This is a genomic window from Streptomyces sp. NPDC048416, assembly GCF_043200435.1.
Lineage (GTDB): Bacteria > Actinomycetota > Actinomycetes > Streptomycetales > Streptomycetaceae > Streptomyces.
The window spans coordinates 80,489-107,350 of record NZ_JBICXU010000011.1; the positions used below are offsets into that span (position 1 = coordinate 80,489).

Sequence of the window (26,862 nt, forward strand, 5' to 3'; positions counted from 1 at the left end):
CCGGTGTCAGACGTCCGTGTGATCATCCAACGCGATTCCGAGCGGGAAGAGCGCGTGGTGACGACGGGCACTACGGCGGCCGAGCTCTTCGCCGGTGAGCGCACCATCGTCGCGGCCCGCGTCGCCGGTGAGCTGAAGGACCTCGCGTACGAGGTGAAGGACGGCGAGGAGGTCGAGCCCGTCGAGATCTCCTCCGAGGACGGCCTCAACATCCTGCGCCACTCCACCGCCCACGTCATGGCCCAGGCCGTGCAGGAGCTCTTCCCCGAGGCGAAGCTCGGCATCGGCCCGCCGGTCCGCGACGGCTTCTACTACGACTTCGACGTCGAGCGGCCGTTCACGCCCGAGGACCTCAAGGCCGTCGAGAAGAAGATGCAGGAGATCCAGAAGCGCGGCCAGCGCTTCTCGCGCCGCGTCGTCACCGACGAGGCCGCCCGCGAGGAGCTGGCGGACGAGCCGTACAAGCTGGAGCTCATCGGCATCAAGGGCTCGGCGTCCACCGACGACGGCGCCAACGTCGAGGTGGGCGGCGGCGAGCTGACCATCTACGACAACCTCGACGCCAAGACCGGCGAGCTGTGCTGGAAGGACCTCTGCCGCGGTCCGCACCTGCCCACCACCCGCGCCATCCCGGCGTTCAAGCTGATGCGCAACGCCGCGGCCTACTGGCGCGGCAGCGAGAAGAACCCGATGCTCCAGCGCATCTACGGCACCGCGTGGCCCTCCAAGGACGAGCTGAAGGCGCACCTGGAGTTCCTGGCCGAGGCCGAGAAGCGCGACCACCGCAAGCTCGGCAACGAGCTCGACCTGTTCTCCATCCCGGAGCAGATCGGCTCCGGCCTCGCCGTCTTCCACCCCAAGGGCGGCATCATCCGCCGGGTCATGGAGGACTACTCGCGCCGCCGGCACGAGGAGGAGGGGTACGAGTTCGTCTACACCCCGCACGCCACCAAGGGGAAGCTCTTCGAGACCTCGGGCCACCTGGACTGGTACGCCGACGGCATGTACCCGCCCATGCAGCTCGACGAGGGCGTGGACTACTACCTCAAGCCCATGAACTGCCCGATGCACAACCTGATCTTCGATGCGCGCGGGCGTTCCTACCGTGAACTGCCGCTGCGGCTCTTCGAGTTCGGCACGGTGTACCGGTACGAGAAGTCGGGCGTGGTGCACGGACTGACCCGTGCCCGGGGCTTCACCCAGGACGACGCGCACATCTACTGCACCAAGGAGCAGATGGCCGACGAGCTGGACCGGACGCTCACCTTCGTCCTGAACCTGCTCCGCGACTACGGCCTGAACGACTTCTACCTGGAGCTGTCGACCAAGGACCCGGAGAAGTTCGTCGGCTCGGACGAGATCTGGGAAGAGGCCACGGACACGCTCCGCGCGGTCGCCGAGAAGCAGGGTCTCGACCTGGTCGCCGACCCGGGCGGCGCGGCCTTCTACGGCCCGAAGATCTCGGTACAGGCGCGCGACGCCATCGGCCGCACCTGGCAGATGTCGACCGTCCAGCTCGACTTCAACCTGCCGGAGCGCTTCGACCTGGAGTACACCGGCCCCGACGGCACCAAGCAGCGCCCGGTCATGATCCACCGCGCCCTGTTCGGGTCCATCGAGCGGTTCTTCGCGGTGCTTCTTGAGCACTACGCGGGCGCCTTCCCGGCGTGGCTCGCCCCCGTCCAGGCGGTCGGCATCCCGATCGGCGACGCGCACATCCCCTACCTCCAGGAGTTCGCCGCCGAGGCGAAGAAGAAGGGGCTGCGCGTCGAGGTGGACGCGTCCTCGGACCGGATGCAGAAGAAGATCCGCAACCAGCAGAAGCAGAAGGTCCCGTTCATGATCATCGTCGGTGACGAGGACATGGCCGCGGGCACGGTCTCCTTCCGCTACCGCGACGGTTCGCAGGAGAACGGCGTTCCGCGTGACGAGGCGCTGGCCAAGCTCGTGGACGTGGTGGAGCGCCGCGTGCAGGTGTGACGCGCTCCCCGCGGCCGCGGGATGATCCGGACCCGGAGAAGTCCGTCGGTTCCGACGAATTGTGAGGCCCGCACACGCGCGCCTCGGCCCCCGGGAAGCCCGCCTTCCCGGGGGCCTTCGCGTGTGCTGCCACCGGCCACCCCGCCGACGCCCCGGCCGCCCGAAGTCATATGCTGCACACCATGACGACTGAGCCGGAGCAGCAGATCGGAGTGGGGACGCAGGACGCGTTCCAGCGCCTGTGGACGCCCCACCGGATGGCGTACATCCAGGGCGAGAACAAGCCGACGGGACCGGAGTCCGGCGACGGGTGTCCGTTCTGCTCGATTCCCGCGAAGTCGGACGAGGACGGGCTGATCGTCAAGCGCGGCGAGCACGTGTACGCGGTGCTCAACCTCTACCCGTACAACGGCGGGCACCTCATGGTCGTGCCCTATCGCCACGTCGCCGACTACACGGAACTCGACGCGTCCGAGACCCTGGAACTGGCCGAGCTCACCAAGCGGGCGATGGCCGCGCTGCGCGCCGCGTCGGGGGCGCACGGGTTCAACATCGGGATGAACCAGGGCGCGGTGGCCGGCGCGGGTATCGCCGCCCACCTGCACCAGCACATCGTGCCCCGCTGGGGCGGTGACACCAACTTCATGCCGGTCGTCGGCCACACCAAGGTGCTGCCCCAACTCCTCGGAGACACCCGCACGATGCTCGCCGCGGCCTGGCCCGCCTAGGGGGTGTCTGGTGGATCATGGCCGGGGGTGCGGCGCCTGGCACGGCACCTCGCGGCGTTGCCGAAACGCCCCGATAGCTCCGCTATCACGACGTTCCGGCGCCTTGCGATGCACCGCACCAGGCGCCGCACCCTGACCGACCCTGATCCACCAGACACCCCCTAGGGTCTTTCGTGGCGCCGAGAAGCCGGCGGGGCCGCACGTCTTGATCGCTGCCGAGCCCGCTGATTGGCTGGCGCCATGACCGATCCCGGACCCGTCCCCCGGCCGTCCGCACCGATCACGACCGAGAGGCTCGTCCTTCGTGAGCCCGAGGCGCGGGACCGTGCGGCGTTCATCGGGTTGCCGGCATCGCCGGAGGTGCACACCTACCTCGGTGGGCCCCGTCGGCGGGACGAGCTGGAACGCGCGATGCCCGAGGTGCCCGAGCGGTGGCCCGGCAGCTTCGTCGTCGATCTCGACGGGGCGATGATCGGCCACGTCCTGCTCAGGAGGGCGCCGCAGGACCATCGGCCGGCCGCCGTGGGGAAGGTCGAGCTCGGCTACCTGTTCCTGCCGCGGGCGTGGGGGGCCGGGTATGCGGCCGAAGCGTGCGCGGCGGCGCTCGACTGGTTCGACAGCGTCCTTCCCGGTGAGCAGGTGGTGCTCGCCACCCAGACCGCCAACGCCCGCTCGATGCGTCTCGCGGCGAAGTTGGGGTTTGGCGAGGTGGAGCGGTATCGGGCCTGGGGCGCGGCTCAGTGGCTCGGTGTGCGGGGGCCGGTCACGTCTCGCCGTTGAGCTCGCGCTCGGCGGCGTGAACAGGGAGCCGGTCCACCAGCAGCCGCACCCTCGCCTCGGTGTCCTGCGGCGGGAGCCGTCCCGACCGGGTCAACGTGGCCACTCCGTGCAGGGACGCCCAGAACACCTCCGTGAACAGCCCCGGTGCGACCCCGTCCCCGGCGACCTCGCCCAGGCACTCCAGCAGCGCGGCGAAAGCGTCCTTGAGGGGTTCCGGGGTTTCCTCCTGCGCGTACGCGAGGCCGCCGTCGAGCTGGAAGATGGCGTCGTAGACCGCCGGATTGCGTGCGGCGAAGTCGAGGTAGGCGCGGGCGAGGGCGTACACCCGGGCGCGCGGCCCGTTCGCACCGGCGGTCGCGGCCCGCACCATCGCGGCCATCTCGGTGGAGCCCTGGAGGGCGACGGCGCCGATGATCTCGCGCTTGCCGCGGAAGTGGCTGTAGAGGACCGGCTGGCTGTACTCGATGCGCTCGGCGAGGCGGCGGGTGGTGACCGCGTCCCAGCCCTGCTGCTCGGCGAGTTCGCGGGCCGTCGCCACGATGAGGCGCTCGCGCTCCGCCCGGTCGCGTTCCTTGCGTTCCTGTACCGACATGATCCGATCCTAGCATCGCTAGACAATCGAGCGGCAGCAGCGCTAGCGTTGCATCGTCACCTAGCAGCGCTAGATTCCGGAGGGATCGTCATGTTCCACACACTTGAGGTCTTCACCACTGTGGTGGTCGGCGTGCTGGTGGGGGTGGAGTTCTCCGTCCTCGTCATCATGAGCCGGATCCTCAACGCCCTCCCGGAGGACAGCGCCCAGCAGGGCCACGCCCACGGGGGCCGGATGCTCGGCGCCGTGATGCCGTACTGGTACATCGGCTCGTCCGTCCTCGTCGCGGCCTGGGCCGTCACCGGGTGGCACCACCACGGCGCCGGCCTTGTCGTCGCCGCGGGCGCGCTGCTGATCCTCAGCGTGATCATGTCGATCCTGCTGCTCGTCCCGATCAACAACCGGAACAAGACGTGGACCCCCGAGGACCGGCCCGCCGACTGGAGAGACCAACTGGACCGCTGGCAGCGCTTCCACTACGCCCGCGTCGCCGTCATCATCGCCGCCTTCGCCACCCTGGTCACCGCCCTCACCTGAGCCGCGGGCGGGGCGCCGTGACGCCCCGGTCACGACCTACGCGTCGTACACGTCCGCCTTCTTCGGTGCCGCGTCCTGGACCATGCCGCTGAGGACCATCGAACGGTTGGTGAAGCGTTCGGTGTTGATTCCGTGCTCGTCCAGCACCTTCATGGCCGCGGAGTGCACCACGCGCAGCACCGGGGTCGCCGCGCGCATCGCGTCGTCCGCCATGAAGCGGTGACGCCAGGGCTTGTCGGCCCAGGCGTGCCGCAGGCCGAACGGCTCGGGCAGCGCTATCCGGCCGCCCAGGTGGTCGAGCAGCGGCGGGTACCAGGTCAGCGGGGCGCGGGCGGCCAGCCGTACCACCTCGGACGCGTCGACCAGGGGCAGCTGGATCGTCTTCTTCTCCCAGAACCTGAAGGTCTTGTCGACCTCCTTGGTCTTGGGCGCGGGCTTCGTGGTGAACAGCGGGTGCACCGGGCCGAGCGCGTGCCCGGTCACCTCGATCCGCAGCGTCTCGTGCAGCACGGTGACGGTGACCATCATGGTGATGACCAACTGGCCGTCCCACAGCGTGAATTGAATGCCGAGGTAGTGCCGGTTGCCGCTGGAGAACTGCTGCTCGTTGCAGATCCGCTGTATCTCGTGCTGGCGCACCTGGAAGTTGTCGATGTCCTGGCCGCTGGGCCGCGAGACCTCCTTGGCGCCCTCGCCGATCGGTGAGACCACCCAGTTCTTGATGGACGGGGTGGGGAAGCCGCCGGTGTGCAGCGGACCGCGCTCCAGGAGCTGGAGGCGGTCCTGGATGGCGCGTATGACGTCCCAGCTGCGGAAGCCGTGGATCTCCTTGCCGGCTTCCTTGGGCTCAAGTTCCTCGGCGAGCTGCCAGCTGCCCCAGCGGGTACCCATGCCCAGTATTCCCTTGGGCCCCGCGTAGAAGACGACGTTGCTCTGGTCCTCGGCCGCCAGCTTGACCAGGGACTGGCGCAGCTGTTCCGCGGAGCCCGCGGCCGCGCTCTTGGGCACGGCCTCGGGAATCTTGGCGCCTATCCCACCGCCGCCCAGCAGGCTGTCCCAGCGCGAGCGCAGGTCGCGCGCGGTCTTCTCGCAGATGCGCTTGGCCCAGTACCAGCCGATGATCGGGGCCACGATCATCGCGCGCAGGTAGAGACCGAGGAAGCCGTGGAAGGGCAGCTTGATCAGGAAGAGCACGCCGAGGATGCCGGCCGCCCCGAACAGGATGGCGCCGAGCGCTCCGGCCCCTCGGTTCTTGGCCCCGGCCAGGGTCCTGCGCAGCTGGAAGAGGCCGAGCCAGATCAGCATCCCGGGCAGGAAGAGCAGCCCGAACACGGCCATGACCAGGGTGAGCCTGGTGTCGCGTTCCTTACGGATGCGGATCGAGGCCAGGCAGTGCTCGACGATGGTCCCCGGCTCGGTGCCGAACGACTGGATGATGCCCTTGCGGGTGGCGCCGAGCATCCGCGACTGCACGGCGCGCGCGAAGGCCTCACCCAGGTTGGGTTCGAGGAGCGAAAGCCTGCCCTTGGTCACCGCGGACTCGTGCCACTCGCTGTTGGCCTTGAGTATGTCCTGCACCGGGCTGTCCCGGTACGCGGCCGAGGCGAGCGCCTGGGTCGCCGCCGTCTGGCCCGCGGAGCCCTGGAGCGGCACCTGTGGCCTGGGCAAGAAGTCGAAGAATGGCTCTTCCGTCGTCACTGCCGCCCCCATCGCCGCACGCTGTCACTCCGCGACCTGTTCCCGACCACCGCACCCCGCACACCTTCTGAGCTGGGACACAGCGTATCGGGGTCGGGGCCCGCCCGTCAGGTGACATCGCAATGCCGCCCGCCGCACAGGAGTTGCGGCGGGCGGCGTCCTGAGAAACCGTCAACTAACGTCCCTCTTCTGACTGTTCGCGCATTTTGTCGGCGAGCTGCGGCGGCATCGGCTCGTGCCGGGCGTACCTGCGGCTGAACTGGCCCGTGCCGTGCGAGAGCGACCTGAGGTCCAGGGCGTACCGGCCGATCTCGATCTCCGGGATCTCGGCCCGCACCAGCGTGCGCCCCGGGCCCGCCTGTTCGGTGCCGACGACCCGGCCGCGGCGCCCCGACAGGTCGCTCATCACCGGGCCCACGTAGTCGTCGGAGACCATGACCCGCACCTCGGCGACCGGTTCGAGCAGATGGATGCGGGCGTCGGCGGCCGCCTCGCGCAGCGCCAGGGCGCCCGCGGTCTGGAACGCCGCGTCGGAGGAGTCCACCGAGTGCGCCTTGCCGTCCAGGAGCGTGACGCGCACGTCGACGAGCGGATAGCCCGCGGCGACACCCTTGGCCGCCTGGGTCCGTACGCCCTTCTCGACGGAGGGAATGAACTGCCGCGGGACCGAACCGCCGACCACCTTGTCCACGAACTCGATGCCGCTGCCCGGCGGCAGGGGTTCCACGTCGAGCTCGCAGATGGCGAACTGCCCGTGCCCGCCCGACTGCTTGACGTGCCGGCCGCGCCCGGCCGACCTGGCGCCGAACGTCTCGCGCAGCGACACCTTGTGCGGTACGACGTCGACCTGCACCCCGTACCTGCCGCGCAGCCGTTCCAACGCCACGTCGCGATGGGCCTCGCCCAGGCACCACAGCACCAACTGGTGGGTGCCCGGGTTCTGTTCGAGCCGCATCGTCGGGTCCTCCGCGACCAGCCGCGCGAGCCCCTGCGACAGCTTGTCCTCGTCCGCCTTGCTGTGTGCCTCGATGGCCAGCGGAAGCAGCGGGTCGGGCATGTCCCAGGGCGCCATCAACAGCGGGTCGTCCTTGGCGGACAGGGTGTCGCCGGTCTCGGCCCTGGCCAGTTTCGCCACGCACGCCAGGTCGCCCGCGACGCACTGGGCGAGCGGACGCTGCTGCTTGCCGAACGGTGAGGACAGGGCGCCGACGCGCTCGTCGACATCGTGGTCCTCGTGGCCCCGGTCCTGCATGCCGTGGCCGGACACATGCACCGTCTCGTCGGGACGCAGCGTGCCGGAGAAGACCCGTACCAGGCTGATCCGCCCCACATACGGATCGGACGACGTCTTGATCACCTCCGCGACCAGCGGCCCATCGGCGGTGCACACCGGTGCCGGGCGCGGCCTCCCCTGCGGGGTGGTGAGATCGGGGGCGGCGCGCTCCAGCGGGGAGGGGAAGCCGCCGGTGACGAGTTCGAGCAGTTCGATCGTGCCGAGCCCGTGCCTGGCACCGTCGGCGGCCGGCGCCGCGGCGATGACCGGGTGGAACGTGCCGCGTGCCACCGCCCGCTCCAGGTCGTCGACCAGCGACGCGAAGTCGATGTCCGCGCCGCTCAGATAGCGGTCCATGAGGGTTTCGTCCTCGCTCTCCGCGATGATCCCCTCGATGAGCCGGTTGCGGGCCTGCTCGATCAGCGGGAGCTGCCCCGCGTCGGGCCCGGTCTCCTTGCGCTCGCCCGACGCGTAGTCGAAGACGCGCTGCGAGAGCAGCCCGACGAGGCCGGTCACCGGGGCGTGCCCGTCGGGCCCCGGCGCCCCATGCACCGGCAGGTACAGGGGGAGCACCGCGTCGGGATCGTCGCCGCCGAACGTGCCGGCGCAGATCTGCGTCATCGCGTCGAAGTCGGCGCGGGCCGCCTCCAGGTGCGTGACCACGATCGCCCTCGGCATCCGGACGGCGGCGCACTCCTCCCAGAGCATCCGGGTCGAGCCGTCCATGCCGTCCGCGGCGGAGACGACGAAGAGGGCCGCGTCCGCGGCTCGCAGACCGGCCCTGAGTTCCCCGACGAAGTCGGCGTATCCGGGGGTGTCCAAGAGGTTGATCTTGAAACCGCCCCATTCGAGCGGTACCAGCGACAGCTGTACGGAGCGCTGCTGCCGGTGCTCGATGTCGTCGTAGTCGGAGACGGTCCCGCCGTCCTCGACCCGGCCCGCGCGGTTGACGGCTCCCGTCGCCAGCGCGAGCGCTTCCACCAGCGTGGTCTTTCCGGATCCCGTGTGGCCGACCAGCACCACGTTCCGTACCGATGCGGGGTGGTCGGCCGTTGTGGCCCTGCCGGCGGCCCCGGGGTGTGTGTTCGCCTTGTCGCCCATGTCCGTTCCTCCCGGTTTCGTGCGCGGTGAGGTGGTGAGGGGCGCGGACACGCGGACTCCGCGTGCCGAGGCGGCATCTGCGACGCCCGCGGTAATCCGAGCTTTCCACTCCGGTCACGGTGCGTCCATACGTCGTGCGCGACCTCGCCCGGACGGGGGCCCGGCGGGTGCCCGGCGGTGCCGGGTGTCAGTCGTGGCTACGATGGGTCGGCCGGTGGCCAGCAGGGGCCGCGCGGCCACACCGACCCCTCGGGAAGGCCATGCTGAACAAGTACGCGCGTGCATTCTTCACGCGTGTCCTCACGCCGTTCGCCGCATTTCTGCTCCGCCGAGGAGTCAGCCCCGACGCGGTGACCCTCATCGGCACGGCCGGAGTGATGGCGGGTGCGCTGGTCTTCTTCCCTCGCGGAGAGTTCTTCTGGGGCACGATCGTCATCACCCTGTTCGTCTTCTCCGACCTGGTCGACGGCAACATGGCCCGCCAGGCCGGGATCTCCAGCCGCTGGGGGGCCTTCCTCGACTCCACGCTCGACCGGGTCGCCGACGGCGCGATCTTCGGCGGCTTCGCCCTCTGGTACGCCGGGCGGGGCGACAACAACGCGCTGTGCGCGGTGGCCATCTTCTGCCTGGCCAGCGGCCAGGTGGTGTCCTACACCAAGGCGCGCGGCGAGGCGATCGGCCTTCCGGTGGCGGTCAACGGGCTCGTCGAACGCGCCGAACGCCTCGTCATCTCGCTGGTCGCGGCCGGCCTCGCGGGGCTGCACACCTTCGGTGTCCCGGGCATTCAGGTACTGCTGCCCATCGCCCTGTGGGTCGTCGCCGTCGGCAGCCTGATCACGCTGATCCAGCGCGTGGTCACGGTACGCCGGGAATCCGCCGAGGCCGACGCGGCCGCCGCGCGGACGGCCGGCGAGGCGGGCGCATGAAGGACCGGCTGACCGACGCGCTGTACGGCCTGGGCTGGGCCGCCGTCAAGAAGCTGCCGGAACCCGCGGCGACCCGGCTCGGCAGCCGCATCGCCGACCAGGTGTGGAAACGGCGCGGCAAGAGCGTGCTGCGCCTTGAGTCCAATCTGGCGCGGGTCGTGCCCGACGCGGGCCCGGCGCGGCTGGCCGAGCTCTCCCGGGCCGGGATGCGCTCGTACATGCGGTACTGGATGGAGTCCTTCCGGCTGCCGTCGTGGAGCAGGGACCGGATGGCCAACGGCTTCGAGCCCGAGGACGTCCACCATCTTGTCGACGGCCTCGCCTCCGGACGCGGCGTCGTCATCGCGCTGCCCCACATGGGCAACTACGACCTCGCGGGTGCCTGGGTCACCAGCAGGCTCGACATCCCCTTCACCACGGTCGCCGAACGCCTCAAGCCCGAGACTTTGTACGACCGGTTCGTCGCCTACCGCGAGAGCCTGGGCATGGAGGTGCTGCCGCACACCGGCGGCGCCGCGTTCGGGACGCTGGCCAGGCGGCTGCGCGCGGGCGGGCTCGTCTGCCTGGTCGCCGACCGCGACCTGTCGGCGTCCGGCGTCGAGGTGACGTTCTTCGGCGAGAGCGCCCGGATGCCCGCGGGGCCGGCCCTGCTGGCCCAGCAGACCGGAGCCGTGCTCCTGCCGGTGACCCTCTGGTACGACGACTCGCCGATCATGAAGGGGCGGGTGCACCCGCCCGTCGAGGTGCCCGGGACAGGTGACCGGGCCGAAAAGACGTCCTCCATGACACAGGCGGTGGCCGACGCCTTCGCCACCGGAATCGCCGACCACCCGGAGGACTGGCACATGCTGCAACGACTGTGGCTCGCTGACCTGGAGGAACGACGGGCGTGAAGATCGGCATCGTCTGCCCGTACTCCTGGGACGTGCCCGGCGGCGTCCAGTTCCACATCAGGGACCTGGCGGAGCACCTGATCCGGCTCGGCCACGACGTGTCGGTCCTGGCCCCCGCCGACGACGAGACCCCGCTGCCCGACTACGTCGTCTCGGCCGGCCGCGCCGTGCCGGTCCCGTACAACGGCTCGGTGGCGCGCCTCAACTTCGGATTCCTGTCGGCGGCGCGGGTGCGGCGCTGGCTGCACGACGGCACCTTCGACGTCATCCACATCCACGAGCCGGCCTCGCCCTCGCTCGGCCTGCTCTCCTGCTGGGCCGCGCAGGGGCCCATCGTGGCGACCTTCCACACCTCCAACCCGCGCTCGCGCGCGATGATCGCGGCGTACCCGATCCTCCAGCCCGCGCTGGAGAAGATCAGCGCGCGGATCGCCGTCAGCGAGTACGCGCGCCGCACCCTGGTGGAACATCTGGGCGGCGACGCCGTGGTGATCCCCAACGGCGTCGACGTCGACTTCTTCGCGAAGGCGGAGCCGAACAAGGAGTGGCAGGGCCAGACGCTCGGCTTCGTCGGCCGCATCGACGAACCCCGCAAGGGCCTGCCGGTCCTGATGAAGGCGCTGCCCAGGATCTTCGCGGAGCGTCCGGAAGCCCGGCTGCTCGTCGCCGGCCGCGGTGACGAGGAGGAGGCGGTCGCCTCCCTGCCGCGCGAGCTGCGCTCCCGGGTCGAATTCCTCGGCATGGTGAGCGACGAGGACAAGGCTCGGCTGCTGCACAGCGTGGACGTGTACGTCGCCCCCAACACCGGGGGTGAGAGCTTCGGCATCATCCTGGTCGAGGCGCTGTCGGCGGGCGCCGCCGTCCTCGCCAGCGACCTGGACGCCTTCGCGCAGGTCCTGGACCAGGGCGAGGCGGGCGACCTGTTCGCCAACGAGGACGCCGACGCGCTGGCCTCGGCGGCGGTACGCCTGCTGGCCGACCCCGCCCGCCGGGCCGGTCTGAGCGAACGCGGCTCCGCGCATGTGCGGCGCTTCGACTGGGCGACGGTCGGGGCGGACATCCTTGCGGTGTACGAGACGGTGACGCATGGCGCGGCGGTGGTTGCGGCCGACGAACGCCCCGGCTTCCGGGCGAGGTTCGGACTGGCGCGCGACTGAACCCCGCGAGGTCCGTCCCGCCAGAGCCACGGTGAGGCCGCGCCGCCCACCCCGCCAGGTCCGTCCCGCCAGGGGGCGGTGAGGCCGCGCTGCCCACTCTGCCTGGGGCGACCCTGCCAGGGGGCGAGGTGAGGCCGCGCTGCCCACTCTGCCGGGGGCGACCCTGCCAGGGGCGAGATGAGGCCGCGCTGCCCACCCTGCCTGGGACGACCCTGCCAGGGGCGCGGGGAACTGCGCGGGACGCGGGCACGGTCCGCAGACGACAGGCGGGTTGCCTGGGGCTCCGCCCCAGACCCCGTTTCGGGCCTGGACGGCCCTCGTCCTCAATCGCCGGACGGGCTGAGGTGGCCCATGCGGGCCGGTGCTGATTAGCCGGGCGGGCTGAGGTGGGCCGCACTGGTCGGCGTTGGGTAGCCGGCGGGCTGAGGTGGCCCATAGAGGCCGGTGCTGGGTAGCCGGACCGGCTGAGGTGGGTCGCACTGGCCGGTGCTGATTGGCCGGGCGGGCTGAAGTGGGCCGCACTGCCCACCCTGCAGAGGCCCGCCCCCGGTAGCCTTGCGGCCCGTGACCGTAACCCTCATCTGGATCGTCGTCGCCCTCGTCGCGATCGGCCTCTACCTCAGCTGGACCGCCGGCCGGCTCGACCGGCTGCACGCCCGCATCGACGCGGCCCGCGCCGCCCTGGACGCCCAACTGCTGCGCCGCGCCTCGGTCACCCAGGAGCTCGCCACCAGTGGCGTGCTCGACCCGGCCGCCTCCATCGTGCTGTACGAGGCCGCGCACGCCGCGCGCCAGGCGGAGGAGGAGCACCGGGAGGTCGCCGAGAGCGAGCTCAGCCAGGCGCTGCGGGCCGTCTTCGGGGAGCCCGCCCAGGTCGACGCCGTACGGGAGGCGCCCGGGGGAGTGGAGGCAGCCGAAGAGCTGGCCCAGGCGGTGCGCAGGGTGCCGATGGCACGGCGCTTCCACAACGACGCGGTGCGCGCGGCGCGAGCGCTGCGCAGGCACCGCACCGTGCGCTGGTTCCGGCTCGCGGGCCATGCGCCGTTCCCGCTCGCGTTCGAGATGGACGACGAGCCGCCGACGGCGCTCGCCGACCGCCCGGGCAGCTGACCGGGTCGGTCACGGGCGCCCGGCCGAGGAGCTGACCGGGGAAAACGATCCACCGGCTGCGCATTGGCCCTTGATGTGGACCGCGGCGGCGGGGTTCTCTCTGAGAAGCAGAATCCCCCCTCTTCACCCAGCGAGGTCGCTCCGTGTCCAGCACCCCTTCCAGCACCCCTCAGTCCGACAGCCCCGCCCTCGGCACCGCACGCGTCAAGCGCGGCATGGCGGAGCAGCTCAAGGGCGGCGTGATCATGGACGTGGTCAACGCCGAGCAGGCGAAGATCGCCGAGGACGCGGGCGCCGTCGCCGTCATGGCCCTGGAGCGGGTTCCGGCCGACATCCGCAAGGACGGCGGCGTGGCCCGGATGTCCGACCCGAACATGATCGAGGAGATCATCGCCGCGGTCTCCATCCCGGTGATGGCCAAGTCCCGCATCGGTCACTTCGTCGAGGCCCAGGTGCTCCAGTCGCTCGGCGTCGACTACATCGACGAGTCCGAGGTCCTGACCCCGGCCGACGAGGTCAACCACAGCGACAAGTTCGCCTTCACCACGCCGTTCGTGTGCGGCGCCACCAACCTGGGCGAGGCCCTGCGCCGCATCGCCGAGGGCGCGGCCATGATCCGCTCCAAGGGCGAGGCCGGCACCGGCAACGTCGTCGAGGCCGTCCGCCACCTGCGCCAGATCAAGAACGAGATCGCCAAGCTGCGCGGCTTCGACAACAACGAGCTGTACGCCGCGGCCAAGGAGCTGCGCGCCCCGTACGAGCTGGTCAAGGAAGTCTCCGAGCTCGGCAAGCTCCCCGTCGTGCTGTTCTCCGCCGGTGGCGTGGCCACCCCGGCCGACGCCGCGCTGATGCGCCAGCTCGGCGCCGAGGGCGTCTTCGTCGGCTCCGGCATCTTCAAGTCGGGCGACCCGGCCAAGCGCGCCGCCGCCATCGTGAAGGCCACCACCTTCTACGACGACCCGAAGATCATCGCGGACGCCTCCCGCAACCTGGGCGAGGCCATGGTCGGCATCAACTGCGACACGCTGCCCGAGACCGAGCGCTACGCCAACCGCGGCTGGTAGTCACCCATGAACAACCCCCCCGTCATCGGTGTCCTGGCCCTCCAGGGCGACGTACGGGAGCACCTGATCGCCCTGGCCGCGGCGGACGCCGTGGCCAGGCCGGTGAGGCGCCCCGAAGAGCTCGCCGAGGTGGACGGCCTCGTCATCCCCGGCGGCGAGTCCACCACCATCTCCAAGCTGGCCGCCCTGTTCGGCATGCTGGACCCGCTGCGCGAGCGGATCCGTGCGGGCCTGCCCGTCTACGGCACCTGCGCGGGACTGATCATGCTCGCCGACAAGATCCTCGACCCCCGCTCGGGCCAGGAGACCTTCGGCGGCATCGAGATGATCGTCCGCCGCAACGCCTTCGGCCGCCAGAACGAGTCGTTCGAGGCGACCGTCGAGGTGGCGGGCGTGGGCCCGGTGGAAGGCGTGTTCATCCGCGCGCCCTGGGTCGAGTCGGTCGGCGCCCGGGCCGAGGTGCTTGCCGAGCACGGTGGCCACATCGTCGCCGTACGCCAGGCAAACGCGCTGGCGACCTCGTTCCACCCCGAGCTCACCGGCGACCACCGCATGCACGCGCTGTTCGTCGACATGGTGCGCGCCGCCCGCTGAACACCCCGCCCGCCCAAGCCGCGTGCGCGGCGGGGGCCGGGCGACGGGCGGGCCGGGTCCCGGTAGGATCGCTGCCGAACGACGCAGAATGGGTTACGCGAAGGAGACAGGCAGATGTCCGGCCACTCTAAATGGGCTACGACGAAGCACAAGAAGGCCGTGATCGATGCCAAGCGCGGCAAGCTCTTCGCGAAGCTGATCAAGAACATCGAGGTCGCGGCCCGCACCGGGGGCGCCGACATCGACGGCAACCCGACGCTCTTCGACGCCGTGCAGAAGGCGAAGAAGCAGTCGGTGCCCAACAAGAACATCGACTCCGCGCTCAAGCGCGGCGCCGGTCTTGAGGCGGGCGGCGCCGACTACGAGACGATCATGTACGAGGGTTACGGCCCGAACGGTGTCGCGGTGCTCATCGAGTGCCTGACCGACAACCGCAACCGTGCCGCATCCGACGTACGGGTCGCGATGACCCGCAACGGCGGCAACATGGCCGACCCGGGCTCGGTCTCGTACCTCTTCAACCGCAAGGGCGTCATCGTCCTGCCCAAGGCCGAGCTCTCCGAGGACGACGTCCTGGACGCGGTCCTGGAAGCGGGTGCGGAGGAAGTCAACGACCTCGGTGAGTCCTTCGAGATCATCTCCGAGGCGACCGACCTGGTCGCGGTGCGCACCGCGCTCCAGGAGGCCGGCATCGACTACGACTCGGCCGACTCCAACTTCGTCCCGACCATGCAGGTCGAGCTGGACGAAGAGGGCGCGCGGAAGATCTTCAAGCTCATCGACGCGCTGGAGGACAGCGACGACGTGCAGAACGTCTTCGCCAACTTCGACGTCTCCGACGAGGTCATGGAGAAGGTCGACGCGTAACGCTGCCGTGCGTGAAGCGGTTCCGGGGGGGGGGGGGGGGGGCCCCCCCCCCCCCCCCCCCCCCGGGCGGGGGGGCCGGGGGGGGGCGCCCCCCGGACAGATAAATAGCGGGGGGGGGGGGGGGGGGGCGGGGGGGGGCCCCGCCGCGGGGGGGGGGGCCCGCCGCCCCCCCCCCCCCCCCCCCCCGCCGCCGTTGTCAGTGCCGACGGATAGCCTGGCAACAAGTCGAAGATCGTCGAGGGGAGGGGCCGTGCGCGTACTCGGGGTGGACCCCGGTCTCACACGGTGTGGCGTGGGTGTCGTCGAAGGGGTCGCGGGCCGGCCGCTCACCATGCTCGGCGTCGGCGTCGTACGGACCGCGGCGGACGCGGAGTTGGGCCACCGCCTCGTCGCCATCGAGCGCGGCATCGAGGAGTGGCTGGATGCCCACCGCCCCGAATTCGTCGCCGTGGAGCGGGTGTTCAGCCAGCACAACGTGCGTACGGTGATGGGCACCGCCCAGGCGAGCGCGGTCGCCATGCTGTGCGCGTCCCGGCGCGGCATCCCGGTCGCCCTGCACACCCCCAGCGAGGTCAAGGCCGCCGTCACCGGCAGCGGCCGCGCCGACAAGGCCCAGGTCGGCGCCATGGTGACCAGGCTGCTGCGGCTCGACACCCCGCCCAAACCGGCGGACGCGGCCGACGCCCTTGCCCTCGCCATCTGCCACATCTGGCGCGCCCCCGCGCTCAACCGGCTCCAGCAGGCCCACGCCCAGCACTCCGTACGGAAGGTCACCCGATGATCGCCTTCGTCAGCGGCCCGGTCGCCGCCCTCGCTCCCGACACCGCGGTGGTCGAGGTCGGCGGCGTCGGCATGGCCCTGCAGTGCACGCCCAACACGCTGGCCGAACTGCGCGTGGGCCAGCACGCGAAGCTCGCCACCTCCCTGGTCGTACGGGAGGACTCGCTGACCCTGTACGGCTTCGCCGACGACGACGAGAAGCAGGTCTTCGAACTGCTCCAGACCGCCAACGGCGTCGGCCCCCGGCTCGCCCAGGCCGTCCTGTCCGTACACACCCCCGACGCGCTGCGCCGCGCCTTCGCCACCGGCGACGAGAAGGCGCTCACCGCAGTGCCGGGCATCGGCAAGAAGGGTGCGCAGAAGCTCCTCATCGAGCTGAAGGACCGGCTCGGCGCCCCCGTCGGCAGCGCCCCCGCGGCCACCGCCCCCCTCGCATCGGGGTGGCGCGACCAGCTGCACGCGGCCCTCATCGGACTTGGCTACGCGCCACGCGAGGCCGATGAGGCGGTCGCCGCGGTGGCGCCGCAGGCCGAGGCCTCGGACAAGCCGAACGTCGGCGCGCTGCTCAAGGCGGCCCTGCAGACCCTCAACCGCACCCGCTGAGCCGGGCGGCGCCCGGCCCCGGCCCGCCGGAGCCCGCGGCCCGCCCGCGACCCGCCACCCACCACCCATCGCGACCACGATCCGAGGCACACGGCATGAACTGGGAAGACAGCTCCGACACGGCGGATCTGTCGGCGACCGCCGATGGCTCCGGCGACCGCCTGGTCGCGGCGGACGCCGACGGCGAGGACACCGCGGTCGAGGCCGCCCTTCGTCCCAAGGACCTGGAGGAGTTCGTCGGTCAGGAGAAGGTCCGCGAACAGCTCGACCTGGTCCTGCGGGCGGCGAGGGCCCGCGGCGCCACCGCCGACCACGTGCTGCTCTCGGGCGCCCCGGGCCTCGGCAAGACCACCCTCTCGATGATCATCGCGGCCGAGATGGGCGCCCCGATCCGGATCACCAGCGGCCCCGCCATCCAGCACGCGGGCGACCTCGCCGCGATCCTGTCCTCCCTCCAGGAGGGCGAGGTCCTCTTCCTCGACGAGATCCACCGGATGTCGCGGCCCGCCGAGGAAATGCTCTACATGGCGATGGAGGACTTCCGGGTCGACGTCATCGTGGGCAAGGGCCCCGGCGCCACCGCCATCCCGCTCGAACTGCCCCCCTTCACGCTGGTCGGCGCCACGACCAGGGCCGGCCTGCTGCCGCCCCCGCTGCGCGACCGCTTCGGCTTCACCGGGCACATGGAGTTCTACGAGCCCGCCGAGCTGGAGCGGGTCATCCACCGCTCGGCCCGGCTGCTCGACGTGGAGATCGACACGGGCGGCGCCGCCGAGATCGCCGGCCGCTCCCGCGGCACCCCGCGCATCGCCAACCGGCTGCTGCGCCGCGTCCGCGACTACGCCCAGGTCAAGGCCGACGGTGTCATCACCCCTGAGATCGCCTCGGTCGCACTCGGTGTGTACGAGGTCGACGCCCGCGGCCTCGACCGGCTGGACCGGGCCGTCCTGCAAGCCCTCCTGAAGCTGTTCGGGGGCGGCCCCGTGGGCCTGTCGACGCTGGCGGTCGCGGTGGGGGAGGAGCGCGAAACGGTGGAAGAGGTGGCCGAGCCCTTCCTGGTCCGCGAGGGCCTGCTCGCCCGCACCCCGCGCGGCCGGGTGGCCACACCGGCGGCCTGGGCCCACCTAGGTCTCGTACCGCCCCACCAGGGCGCCGGCCCGGCGGGAAGCGGACAACAGGGGCTCTTCAGGGCGTGACGGCGCGGAGGGTCGTACCCGGAGGAACCCCGGTGGGATGCTGGGCGTTGTTCCATCTGTGCGGACTCGCTTAGACTCCGCCGATGCCGCCCTTCCAGGCCGGCGTACCCGCCCCCCAGATCAGGCCGCGCTCCCCGTGTGGTCATGCGAAGGAAGTTCCGTCCCGTGAGCCCTATTACCCTCCTCCCCTTGGTTTTGCTTATCGGGGCCATGTTCCTGATGACCCGGTCGCAGAAGAAGAAGCAGCAGGCCGCCGCGGCCATGCGCGAAGAGATGCAGCCCGGCACCGGCATCCGCACCATCGGGGGCATGTACGCCACCGTCAAGGAGATCGGCGACGAGACGGTCCTCCTTGAGGTGGCACCCGGCGTCCACGCCGTCTACGCGAAGAACGCCATCGGCGCGGTCCTGACCGACGCGGAGTACAACCGCATCGTGCACGGTGACACCGACGAGGAGCTGCCGGTGGTGCCGGACGACGCCTCGTCGCTGACCGCGCACACCGAAGCAGCCGAGGCCGACGCCGAGGTCGCCGAGGACGCGAAGATCGACCTGGGCAAGAAGGACGGGGCCGCCGAGGCGAAGGACGCCGACGCCGCCACGCCCGAGGACGGCAAGGACGGCAAGGCCGACGGCGGGGCGCAAGCGAAGTAGTCACGCGCTGGGACCGCACGGCGCCCGACCGGCGCCGGCGGCCCCCGGAGCGGGCCGACTTCCACGGGGGACGTCCCCACAACACTTCGTGGCCGCCCACGCGCACACCCGGCGCCGGGCGGTTGGACAGGGAGAAACGACAAGGTGGCAGCACCGAACAAGGGCCGAAGGCCGGCGGCGGGGGGTCAGAGCAAGCCGGGCCGTGCCCTGGCCTTCATCCTCATCGCCATGGTCGCGCTCACCGGTGGGATGTTCTGGTCCCATCACACCACTCCGAGGCTGGGCATCGACCTCGCGGGCGGCACGAGCATCACGCTCAAGGCCAAGCCCGAGCCCGGCCAGGAGTCGGCGATCAACAAGGCCAACATGGAAACCGCGGTTGGGATCATGAACCGCCGTGTCAATGGTCTTGGTGTCACCGAGGCGGAGGTCCAGACCCAGGGCAACGACAACATCATTGTCAACATCCCCAAGGGTACGGACTCCGAGCAGGCCCGCCAGCAGGTCGGCCAGACCGCCAAGCTGTACTTCCGCCCGGTCCTGACCGCTCAGCCGACCGCGGCGCCGGCTCCCAGCGCCTCGCCGAGCGGGTCGACCGGCGGCAAGCCCACCCCCGGCGCATCCGGCAAGGGCACGCCCTCCAGCCCGCCGAACGCCTCGGGCAAGCCCAAGGCCTCCTCGTCGCCGAGCGCCGGCAGCACCACCAAGGGCCGTGCCGTCTCCGACGCCCTGAAGGCCTCCGGTTCGCCCACGCCAAGCGCCGGCAAGCCGAGCAGCCCCGCGCCGGACCCGTCGGCCTCCTCCGCCGACTCGGCGGCCGCGGCCAAGCTCCAGGCCCAGTTCGCCGCGCTCGACTGCTCCACTCCGGCGGCCCGCGCCAAGGCCGGCGCCGGCGCCAAGCCCACCGACCCGACCGTGGCGTGCGCCCAGACCGGCGAGGAGAAGTACGTTCTCGGCCCGGCCGAGGTCGCCGGCACCGACGTCGCCAAGTCGCAGGCCGTGATCAACCAGAACGGCCAGTGGATCGTCCAGATGGACTTCACCGGCGGCGGTTCGAAGAAGTTCGCGTCGATCACCGGCAAGCTCTCCCAGCAGCAGTACCCGAACAACCGCTTCGCGATCGCCCTGGACAACCAGGTCGTCTCGGCCCCCACCGTGAGCTCCACGCTCAGCGGCTCCGCCGAGATCTCCGGCAACTTCAACCAGAAGTCGGCCCAGGACCTCGCCAACGTGCTCTCCTACGGTGCGCTGCCGCTCACCTTCCAGGAGCAGAGCGTCACGACCGTCACCGCGGCCCTCGGCGCCGACCAGCTGCACGCCGGTCTGATCGCCGGAGCCATCGGTCTCGCGCTGGTCATCATCTACCTGGTCGCCTACTACCGCGGCCTGGCACTGATCGCCATCCTCAGCCTCGTCGTGTCGGCGATCCTCACCTACACGATCATGGCGCTGCTCGGCCCCGGCATCGGCTTCGCGCTGAACCTGCCCGCGGTCTGCGGCGCGATCGTCGCCATCGGCATCACCGCGGACTCGTTCATCGTGTACTTCGAACGCATCCGTGACGAGATCCGTGAGGGCCGCACCCTGCGTCCCGCCGTCGAGCGGGCCTGGCCGCGCGCCCGGCGCACCATCCTGGTCTCCGACTTCGTGTCGTTCCTCGCCGCCGCGGTCCTGTTCATCGTGACCGTCGGCAAGGTCCAGGGCTTCGCCTTCACACTCGGGCTGACCACCCTGCTCGACGTGGTCGTCGTGTTCCTCTTCACCAAGCCGGTGATGACGCTCCTGGCCCGCCGGAAGTTCTTCGCGAGCGGCCACCCCTGGTCCGGTCTCGACCCCAAGCGGCTCGGCGCCAAGCCCCCGCTGCGTCGTGCCCGGCGCACCACCTCCGCCCCCGTCGACAACCCGAAGGAGGCGTGAGATGTCGAAGCTCGGCACTCTCGGCGCCAGGCTGTACCGCGGTGAGGTCGGTTACGACTTCGTCGGCAAGCGGAAGATCTGGTACGGCATCTCGATCCTGATCACCATCACGGCCATCGTCGGCCTTGCGGTGCGGGGTCTGACGATGGGCATCGAGTTCGAGGGAGGCGCGGTCTTCACCACCCCGAAGACCACCGCGTCCGCCTCGCAGGCCGAAAGCGCGGCCAAGGCCGCCTCCGGTCACGAGGCGATCGTCCAGAAGCTCGGCAACGACACGCTGCGCATCACCATCGGCGGCATCGACACCGCCAAGTCCGACCAGATCAAGACGGAGCTCGCCAAGGACCTCAAGCTCCGGGCGAACGACATCAACGCCGACCTGGTCGGCCCCAGTTGGGGCGAGACGATCGCCAACAAGGCCTGGACGGGCCTGATCGTCTTCATGATCCTGGTGGTGATCTATCTGGCCATCGCCTTCGAGTGGCGGATGGCGCTCGCGGCCCTGGTCGCCCTGATCCACGACCTCACGATCACGGTCGGCATCTACGCCCTGGTCGGCTTCGAGGTCACCCCGGGCACCGTGATCGGTCTGCTCACGATCCTCGGTTACTCCCTCTACGACACCGTCGTCGTCTTCGACGGTCTCAAGGAGGGCCAGAAGGGGATCACCAAGCAGACCCGGCTCACCTACAGCGAGATGGCGAACAAGAGCCTCAACGGCACCCTGGTCCGCTCCATCAACACCACGGTCGTGGCGCTGCTCCCGGTGGCGGGCCTGCTGTTCATCGGTGGCGGTGTCCTCGGCGCCGGCATGCTGAACGACATCTCGCTCTCGCTGTTCGTCGGCCTCGCGGCCGGCGCGTACTCCTCGATCTTCATCGCCACTCCGCTGGTCGCCGACCTGAAGGAGACCATGCCGGAGATGAAGGCCCTCAAGAAGCGGGTGCTCGCCAAGCGCGCGGCGGCCGCCGCCAAGGGCGAGACCGAGGAGGAGCCGCAGGACACGGCGCCCTTCGACGAGGCGGACGACGAAGGCGAGACGGCCGGCGCGGTCGTCGGCCAGCGCCGTCAGCCGAGCCGCAACAACCGGGGGAAGCGCCGATGACCAGCGTCTCCACCGAGACCGTGGGGCTGCTGCTCAGCCGCATCCGCGACGTGCCGGACTATCCGAAGCCGGGCGTGATGTTCAAGGACATCACCCCGCTGCTCGCCGACCCGGTGGCGTTCACGGCCCTCACCGACGCGCTCGCCGCGCTGTGCGTCCGGCACGGCGCGACGAAGATCGTCGGTCTTGAGGCGCGCGGCTTCATCCTGGCGGCGCCCGTCGCGGTCCGTGCCGGGATCGGGTTCATCCCCGTACGCAAGGCGGGCAAGCTCCCCGGAGCCACGCTCAAGCAGGCGTACGAGCTGGAGTACGGCACCGCGGAGATCGAGGTGCACGCCGAAGACCTCAGCGCGGGCGACCGTGTCCTGGTCATCGACGACGTCCTCGCCACCGGCGGCACCGCCGAGGCCTCGGTCGAACTGATCCGCCGGGCCGGAGCCGAGGTCGCCGGAGTCGCGGTCCTGATGGAGCTCGGCTTCCTCAGCGGCCGGGAGCGCCTGGAGGGTGTCCTGCGGGGCGCCCCGCTGGACGCCCTGATCACCGTCTGAGAGCCGTAGCGCACCGCCGGAGGCGGGCCCGGAGGAATCCGGTGCCCGCCTCCGGTGTTTCGCCAGGCAGAGCCGTCGCACCCGGCCCGGGGCGAGCCGGGGCCCGTGGCTCGATACCATGTACGTCCGGGCCTGACCGGGGGACCCGGACCCTCCCCCAGACTCCGTCCGGGGGGACCCCAGAGGAGCGCTCTTGCCAGACGAGGCCCAGCCACTCTCCGCCGCGCAGCCCGACCACCAGGGCGAAGAGCCCGCGGTGGCACCGGCCACGCCCTCCGAGCCCGCGGCGGCCCCGGCCACGCCCTCCGAGCCCGCGGCGGCCCCGGCCACGCCCTCCGAGCCCCCGGCCGAGCCGAAGCCCGCCTCCTCCGAGCGCGCCCGGCCCCCGGCCGAGGCCCTGGCTCCCGTGCCGGTCGCGAAGCCGGTCGTGCCGGCCGGCGCGGTGTCCCGCTCCGCCGGTTCCTCCAACCGGGTCCGTGCCCGCCTCGCCCGGCTGGGCGTGCAGCGCTCCTCCGCGTACAACCCGGTGCTCGAACCGCTGCTGCGGATAGTGCGGGGCAACGACCCCAAGATCGAGACCGCCACGCTGCGCCAGGTCGAGAAGGCCTACCAGGTCGCCGAGCGCTGGCACCGCGGGCAGAAGCGCAAGAGCGGCGACCCGTACATCACGCACCCCCTCGCGGTGACGACGATCCTCGCCGAGCTGGGCATGGACCCGGCCACGCTCATGGCGGGCCTGCTGCACGACACCGTCGAGGACACCGAGTACGGCCTGGACACCCTGCGCCGTGACTTCGGCGACCAGGTCGCTCTGCTCGTCGACGGCGTCACCAAGCTCGACCGGGTGCAGTTCGGCGACGCGGCGCAGGCCGAGACCGTACGCAAGATGGTCGTGGCGATGGCCAAGGACCCGCGCGTCCTGGTGATCAAGCTCGCCGACCGCCTGCACAACATGCGCACCATGCGGTACCTCAAGCGCGAGAAGCAGGAGAAGAAGGCGCGCGAGACCCTGGAGATCTACGCGCCGCTCGCCCACCGCCTGGGCATGAACACCATCAAGTGGGAGCTGGAGGACCTTTCCTTCGCGATCCTCTACCCCAAGATGTACGACGAGATCGTGCGCCTGGTCGCCGAGCGCGCGCCCAAGCGCGACGAATACCTCGCCATAGTGACCGACGAGGTCCAGTCCGACCTGCGCGCGGCCCGCATCAAGGCGACCGTCACCGGCCGCCCCAAGCACTACTACAGCGTCTACCAGAAGATGATCGTCCGCGGCCGTGACTTCGCGGAGATCTACGACCTGGTGGGCATCCGCGTCCTGGTCGACACGGTGCGGGACTGCTACGCGGCGCTAGGCACCGTGCACGCGCGATGGAATCCGGTCCCCGGCCGGTTCAAGGACTACATCGCGATGCCCAAGTTCAACATGTACCAGTCGCTGCACACCACGGTGATCGGCCCCAACGGCAAGCCCGTCGAGCTCCAGATCCGCACCTTCGACATGCACCGCCGGGCCGAGTACGGCATCGCCGCGCACTGGAAGTACAAGCAGGAGCCGTCCGCGGGCGCCGCCTCCAAGGTGCGTACCGACGTGCCGCGCAAGGCCGGCAAGGACGACCATCTCAACGACATGGCGTGGCTGCGCCAGCTGCTCGACTGGCAGAAGGAGACCGAGGACCCGAGCGAGTTCCTGGAGTCGCTGCGCTTCGATCTGTCGCGCAACGAGGTCTTCGTCTTCACGCCCAAGGGCGACGTCATCGCGCTCCCCGCGGGTTCGACCCCCGTCGACTTCTCGTACGCGGTGCACACCGAGGTCGGTCACCGCACGATCGGCGCACGGGTCAACGGCCGGCTCGTGCCGCTCGAATCGACCCTGGACAACGGCGACTTGGTGGAGGTTTTCACCTCCAAGGCGGCCGGCGCCGGGCCTTCGCGGGACTGGCTGGGCTTCGTCAAGTCGCCGCGCGCCCGCAACAAGATCCGCGCCTGGTTCTCCAAGGAGCGCCGCGAGGAAGCGATCGAGCAGGGCAAGGACGCCATCGCGCGCGCCATGCGCAAGCAGAACCTGCCGATCCAGCGGATCCTGACCGGCGACTCGCTGGTCACCCTCGCCCACGAGATGCGCTATCCCGACATCTCCTCGCTGTACGCGGCGATCGGCGAGGGGCATGTCGCGGCCCAGGGCGTCGTGCAGAAGCTGGTGCAGGCGCTCGGCGGCGAGGAGGCCGCCAACGAGGACATCGCCGAGTCGGCGCCGCCCTCGCGCGGCCGCAGCAAGCGCCGCAAGAACGCCGACCCGGGCGTGGTCGTCAAGGGCGTCGACGACGTGTGGGTCAAGCTGGCGCGCTGCTGTACGCCCGTGCCCGGCGACCCCATCATCGGCTTCGTCACCCGCGGCAGCGGCGTCTCGGTGCACCGCGCGGACTGCGTCAACGTGGACTCGCTGTCCCAGCAGCCCGAGCGGATCCTCGAAGTGGAGTGGGCGCCCACCCAGTCCTCGGTCTTCCTGGTCGCCATCCAGGTCGAGGCCCTGGACCGCTCGCGCCTGCTGTCCGACGTCACCCGCGTCCTGTCCGACCAGCACGTCAACATCCTGTCGGCGGCCGTGCAGACCTCCCGCGACCGTGTGGCCACCTCGCGCTTCACCTTCGAGATGGGCGACCCCAAGCACCTCGGGCACGTGCTCAAGGCGGTGCGGGGGGTCGAGGGCGTGTACGACGTGTACCGGGTGACGTCGGCGCGCCGGCCCTAGGGGGTGTCTGGTGGATCATGGCCGGGGGTGCGGCGCCTGGCACGGCACCTCGCGGCGTTGCCGAAACGCCCCGATAGCTCCGCTATCACGACGTTCCGGCGCCTTGCGATGCACCGCACCAGGCGTCGCACCCTGACCGACCCTGATCCACCAGACACCCCCTAGCGGCTTGCGGGCCGGCCCGCGCCCCCTGGCGGGGTGTGCGACCTCAGGCGTCGCCTGCGGGCCGCACGGGGCCGCTCGCGCAGTTCCCCGCGCCCCTTGGCTACTCGGTGCGGGCCCGTGTGGGCATCTTCAGCCCGTCCGGCGTTTGAGGACGAGGGCCGTTCAGGCCCGAACGGGGTCTGGGGCGGAGCCCCAGCAACCCCGCTTGCGTCTGCGGACCGTGGACGCGTCTCGCGCAGTTCCCCGCGCCCCTGGCAGGGCGCCCAGTCGTGGCATCCTCAGCCCGTCCGGCGTTTGAGGACGAGGGCCGTTCAGGCCCGAACGGGGTCTGGGGCGGAGCCCCAGCAACCCCGACTACCTCTGCGGACCGTGGACGCTGCTCGCGCAGTTCCCCGCGCCCCTGGCGGGGTGGACGTACCCAGTGCGGGCAGCCTCAGGTGTCGTCGGCGGGGGCATGGGGAGGCCCCGGGACCAAAAGGTGCCGGGGCCTCCTCCTGGGGCGGGCCAGGGTCAGCCGCCGAACTCCTCCAGGCCCTTGAGGGCCTGGTCGAGGAGGGCCTGGCGGCCCTCCAGCTCGCGCGCCAGCTTGTCCGCCTTGGTGTCGTTGCCGGCCGACCGTGCCGCATCGATCTGCTTGTGCAGCTTGTCGACGGCATCCTGGAGCTGACCCGTGAGGCCCGCCGCACGCGCCCGCGCCTCCGGGTTCGTACGACGCCACTCGGCCTCCTCGGCCTCCTGGATCGCCCGCTCCACCGCGTGCATCCGGCCCTCGACCTTGGGACGCGCGTCCCGCGGTACGTGGCCGACGGCCTCCCAGCGCTCGTTGACCGAGCGGAACGCGGCGCGGGCCGCCTTCAGGTCGGTCACCGGGAGGATCTTCTCCGCCTCGACGGCCAGCTCCTCCTTGAGCTTCAGGTTCTCGCTCTGCTCGGCGTCACGCTCCGCGAACACGTCGCTGCGCGCCGCGAAGAAGACGTCCTGAGCGCCGCGGAACCGGTTCCACAGCTCGTCCTCGGCCTCACGCTGCGCGCGGCCCGCGGCCTTCCACTCCGCCATCAGATCGCGGTAGCGGGCGGCCGTGGGGGCCCAGTCCGTGGAGCCCGACAGCGCCTCGGCCTCGACGACCAGCTTCTCCTTGACCTTGCGGGCGTCCTCGCGCTGCGCGTCCAGGGACGCGAAGTGCGCCTTGCGGCGCTTGGAGAACGCCGAGCGGGCGTGCGAGAAGCGGTGCCACAGCTCGTCGTCGGACTTGCGGTCCAGGCGCGGCAGCCCCTTCCACGTGTCCACCAGCGCACGAAGCCGCTCGCCCGCCGAGCGCCACTGCTCGCTCTGCGCCAGCTCCTCCGCCTCGGCGACCAGCGCCTCCTTGGCGTGCTTGGCCTCGTCGGTCTGCTTGGCCTTCTGGACCTTGCGCTCCTCGCGGCGCGACTCGACGGTCGCTACGAGCTTGTCGAGGCGCCCCCGCAACGCGTCGAGGTCACCGACCGCGTGATGCTCGTCCACCTGCGAGCGCAGGTGGTCGATGGCGGTCTGCGCGTCCTTCGCCGACAGGTCGGTGGTCCGCACCCGTCGTTCGAGGAGGCCGATCTCGACAACCAGGCCCTCGTACTTGCGCTCGAAGTAGGCCAGGGCCTCCTCTGGAGAGCCCGCCTGCCACGATCCGACGACCACTTCGCCCTCGGCTGTACGCACATACACGGTGCCCGTCTCGTCGACGCGGCCCCACGGGTCGCTGCTCACAGCGCCTCCTCCACATGATGCCTGCGCGGGGGGTTGCTCCCCCCGGGGCATCGTCCACAGTTTCCCGGCGGGCCTCGCCCGCCCTCCACGGCGCGGTACGAG

Annotated in this window: 23 protein-coding genes; 19 read left to right on the plus strand and 4 right to left on the minus strand. The window is 71.0% G+C overall.

The annotated features are described in order from the left end of the window. Nucleotides 1–3 precede the first annotated feature (3 nt). From thrS to ACGFW5_RS16675, 3 genes are all read left to right on the plus strand, one after another. A complete protein-coding gene (gene thrS, locus ACGFW5_RS16665; RefSeq protein ID WP_393834946.1) occupies nt 4–1,980 on the plus strand; it encodes a threonine--tRNA ligase in 1,977 nt (658 codons plus the stop codon). A 170-nt stretch (nt 1,981–2,150) separates the two neighbouring features. Further along, complete coding sequence (locus ACGFW5_RS16670) at nt 2,151–2,708, plus strand: HIT family protein (RefSeq protein ID WP_393834947.1); 558 nt, start codon at nt 2,151–2,153, stop codon at nt 2,706–2,708. Between the two features lie 240 nt (nt 2,709–2,948). Then, on the plus strand, nt 2,949–3,488 hold the full coding sequence (locus ACGFW5_RS16675; RefSeq protein ID WP_393834948.1) for a GNAT family N-acetyltransferase: 540 nt from the start codon (nt 2,949–2,951) through the stop codon (nt 3,486–3,488). Here the strand turns inward: ACGFW5_RS16675 and ACGFW5_RS16680 are convergent. Further along, on the minus strand, nt 3,472–4,080 hold the full coding sequence (locus ACGFW5_RS16680) for a TetR/AcrR family transcriptional regulator (RefSeq protein WP_393834949.1): 609 nt from the start codon (nt 4,078–4,080) through the stop codon (nt 3,472–3,474). The genes ACGFW5_RS16675 and ACGFW5_RS16680 overlap by 17 nt on opposite strands. A gap of 90 nt (nt 4,081–4,170) precedes the next feature. Between ACGFW5_RS16680 and ACGFW5_RS16685 the strand changes: the two genes are divergently transcribed. Next, a complete protein-coding gene (locus ACGFW5_RS16685; protein WP_393834950.1) occupies nt 4,171–4,617 on the plus strand; it encodes an anthrone oxygenase family protein in 447 nt (148 codons plus the stop codon). A 36-nt stretch (nt 4,618–4,653) separates the two neighbouring features. Here ACGFW5_RS16685 and ACGFW5_RS16690 read toward each other — a convergent pair whose 3' ends face one another. Both ACGFW5_RS16690 and ACGFW5_RS16695 read right to left on the minus strand, forming a co-directional pair. Then, nucleotides 4,654–6,327, minus strand: a complete 1,674-nt coding sequence (locus ACGFW5_RS16690; RefSeq protein WP_393834951.1) for a hypothetical protein — start codon at nt 6,325–6,327, stop codon at nt 4,654–4,656. A gap of 163 nt (nt 6,328–6,490) precedes the next feature. Then, a complete protein-coding gene (locus ACGFW5_RS16695) occupies nt 6,491–8,689 on the minus strand; it encodes an elongation factor G-like protein EF-G2 (protein ID WP_393834952.1) in 2,199 nt (732 codons plus the stop codon). 260 nt (nt 8,690–8,949) lie between these two features. Between ACGFW5_RS16695 and pgsA the strand changes: the two genes are divergently transcribed. The 15 genes from pgsA to ACGFW5_RS16770 all read left to right on the plus strand — a co-directional run bounded on the left by pgsA (nt 8,950) and on the right by ACGFW5_RS16770 (nt 24,855). Next, complete coding sequence (gene pgsA / locus ACGFW5_RS16700) at nt 8,950–9,615, plus strand: phosphatidylinositol phosphate synthase (protein ID WP_393834953.1); 666 nt, start codon at nt 8,950–8,952, stop codon at nt 9,613–9,615. Then, the gene (locus ACGFW5_RS16705) at nt 9,612–10,508 is read left to right on the plus strand and encodes a phosphatidylinositol mannoside acyltransferase (RefSeq protein ID WP_393834954.1); all 897 of its coding nucleotides are present in this window, start codon (nt 9,612–9,614) and stop codon (nt 10,506–10,508) included. Before pgsA ends, ACGFW5_RS16705 begins: the two co-directional genes overlap by 4 nt. Further along, the gene (locus ACGFW5_RS16710; protein ID WP_393834955.1) at nt 10,505–11,665 is read left to right on the plus strand and encodes a glycosyltransferase family 4 protein; all 1,161 of its coding nucleotides are present in this window, start codon (nt 10,505–10,507) and stop codon (nt 11,663–11,665) included. Before ACGFW5_RS16705 ends, ACGFW5_RS16710 begins: the two co-directional genes overlap by 4 nt. A 564-nt stretch (nt 11,666–12,229) precedes the next feature. Further along, a complete protein-coding gene (locus ACGFW5_RS16715; RefSeq protein ID WP_393834956.1) occupies nt 12,230–12,775 on the plus strand; it encodes a hypothetical protein in 546 nt (181 codons plus the stop codon). 143 nt (nt 12,776–12,918) lie between these two features. Next, on the plus strand, nt 12,919–13,839 hold the full coding sequence (pdxS, locus tag ACGFW5_RS16720) for a pyridoxal 5'-phosphate synthase lyase subunit PdxS (RefSeq protein ID WP_393834957.1): 921 nt from the start codon (nt 12,919–12,921) through the stop codon (nt 13,837–13,839). Nucleotides 13,840–13,845: 6 nt separating this feature from the next. After that, the gene (gene pdxT, locus ACGFW5_RS16725) at nt 13,846–14,433 is read left to right on the plus strand and encodes a pyridoxal 5'-phosphate synthase glutaminase subunit PdxT (protein ID WP_393834958.1); all 588 of its coding nucleotides are present in this window, start codon (nt 13,846–13,848) and stop codon (nt 14,431–14,433) included. 114 nt (nt 14,434–14,547) lie between these two features. Beyond that, nucleotides 14,548–15,300, plus strand: a complete 753-nt coding sequence (locus ACGFW5_RS16730; RefSeq protein ID WP_267054210.1) for a YebC/PmpR family DNA-binding transcriptional regulator — start codon at nt 14,548–14,550, stop codon at nt 15,298–15,300. A 250-nt stretch (nt 15,301–15,550) separates the two neighbouring features. Then, nucleotides 15,551–16,081, plus strand: coding sequence for a crossover junction endodeoxyribonuclease RuvC (gene ruvC / locus ACGFW5_RS16735; protein WP_393834959.1), 531 nt, complete (start codon nt 15,551–15,553; stop codon nt 16,079–16,081). Further along, entirely contained in the window at nt 16,078–16,683 is a 606-nt protein-coding gene (gene ruvA, locus ACGFW5_RS16740) for a Holliday junction branch migration protein RuvA (protein WP_393834960.1), read from the plus strand. The genes ruvC and ruvA overlap by 4 nt, the downstream gene beginning before the upstream one ends. 95 nt (nt 16,684–16,778) lie before the next feature. Beyond that, nucleotides 16,779–17,879 (plus strand): Holliday junction branch migration DNA helicase RuvB, encoded by a 1,101-nt coding sequence (gene ruvB, locus ACGFW5_RS16745; protein WP_393834961.1) that lies wholly within the window; start codon nt 16,779–16,781, stop codon nt 17,877–17,879. 165 nt (nt 17,880–18,044) lie between these two features. Beyond that, nucleotides 18,045–18,533, plus strand: a complete 489-nt coding sequence (yajC, locus tag ACGFW5_RS16750) for a preprotein translocase subunit YajC (RefSeq protein ID WP_393834962.1) — start codon at nt 18,045–18,047, stop codon at nt 18,531–18,533. 144 nt (nt 18,534–18,677) lie between these two features. Continuing rightward, nucleotides 18,678–20,450, plus strand: a complete 1,773-nt coding sequence (secD, locus tag ACGFW5_RS16755) for a protein translocase subunit SecD (RefSeq protein WP_393834963.1) — start codon at nt 18,678–18,680, stop codon at nt 20,448–20,450. A gap of 1 nt (nt 20,451) precedes the next feature. Continuing rightward, nucleotides 20,452–21,555: a protein translocase subunit SecF gene (gene secF / locus ACGFW5_RS16760; protein ID WP_393834964.1), complete on the plus strand. Its 1,104-nt coding sequence runs from the start codon at nt 20,452–20,454 to the stop codon at nt 21,553–21,555. Beyond that, on the plus strand, nt 21,552–22,103 hold the full coding sequence (locus ACGFW5_RS16765) for an adenine phosphoribosyltransferase (RefSeq protein ID WP_393834965.1): 552 nt from the start codon (nt 21,552–21,554) through the stop codon (nt 22,101–22,103). Before secF ends, ACGFW5_RS16765 begins: the two co-directional genes overlap by 4 nt. Before the next feature lie 193 nt (nt 22,104–22,296). Beyond that, nucleotides 22,297–24,855: a RelA/SpoT family protein gene (locus ACGFW5_RS16770; RefSeq protein WP_393834966.1), complete on the plus strand. Its 2,559-nt coding sequence runs from the start codon at nt 22,297–22,299 to the stop codon at nt 24,853–24,855. A 675-nt stretch (nt 24,856–25,530) separates the two neighbouring features. Here the strand turns inward: ACGFW5_RS16770 and ACGFW5_RS16775 are convergent. Then, nucleotides 25,531–26,760 carry a DUF349 domain-containing protein gene (locus tag ACGFW5_RS16775; protein ID WP_393834967.1) on the minus strand — a complete coding sequence of 410 codons (1,230 nt, stop codon included), beginning with the start codon at nt 26,758–26,760 and terminating at the stop codon, nt 25,531–25,533. Nucleotides 26,761–26,862: the final 102 nt, after the last annotated feature.

Coding starts and splice junctions, on each gene's coding strand:
- ACGFW5_RS16685 (WP_393834950.1), top strand. CDS start 4,171: ATGTTCCACACACTTGAGGTCTTCACCACTGTGGTGGTCGGCGTGCTG.
- ACGFW5_RS16730 (WP_267054210.1), top strand. CDS start 14,548: ATGTCCGGCCACTCTAAATGGGCTACGACGAAGCACAAGAAGGCCGTG.
- ACGFW5_RS16670 (WP_393834947.1), top strand. CDS start 2,151: ATGCTGCACACCATGACGACTGAGCCGGAGCAGCAGATCGGAGTGGGG.
- ACGFW5_RS16690 (WP_393834951.1), bottom strand. CDS start 6,327: ATGGGGGCGGCAGTGACGACGGAAGAGCCATTCTTCGACTTCTTGCCC.
- ACGFW5_RS16675 (WP_393834948.1), top strand. CDS start 2,949: ATGACCGATCCCGGACCCGTCCCCCGGCCGTCCGCACCGATCACGACC.
- ruvA (WP_393834960.1), top strand. CDS start 16,078: ATGATCGCCTTCGTCAGCGGCCCGGTCGCCGCCCTCGCTCCCGACACC.
- pgsA (WP_393834953.1), top strand. CDS start 8,950: ATGCTGAACAAGTACGCGCGTGCATTCTTCACGCGTGTCCTCACGCCG.
- ACGFW5_RS16695 (WP_393834952.1), bottom strand. CDS start 8,689: ATGGGCGACAAGGCGAACACACACCCCGGGGCCGCCGGCAGGGCCACA.
- ACGFW5_RS16680 (WP_393834949.1), bottom strand. CDS start 4,080: ATGTCGGTACAGGAACGCAAGGAACGCGACCGGGCGGAGCGCGAGCGC.
- ACGFW5_RS16705 (WP_393834954.1), top strand. CDS start 9,612: ATGAAGGACCGGCTGACCGACGCGCTGTACGGCCTGGGCTGGGCCGCC.
- secF (WP_393834964.1), top strand. CDS start 20,452: ATGTCGAAGCTCGGCACTCTCGGCGCCAGGCTGTACCGCGGTGAGGTC.
- pdxT (WP_393834958.1), top strand. CDS start 13,846: ATGAACAACCCCCCCGTCATCGGTGTCCTGGCCCTCCAGGGCGACGTA.
- ruvB (WP_393834961.1), top strand. CDS start 16,779: ATGAACTGGGAAGACAGCTCCGACACGGCGGATCTGTCGGCGACCGCC.
- ACGFW5_RS16765 (WP_393834965.1), top strand. CDS start 21,552: ATGACCAGCGTCTCCACCGAGACCGTGGGGCTGCTGCTCAGCCGCATC.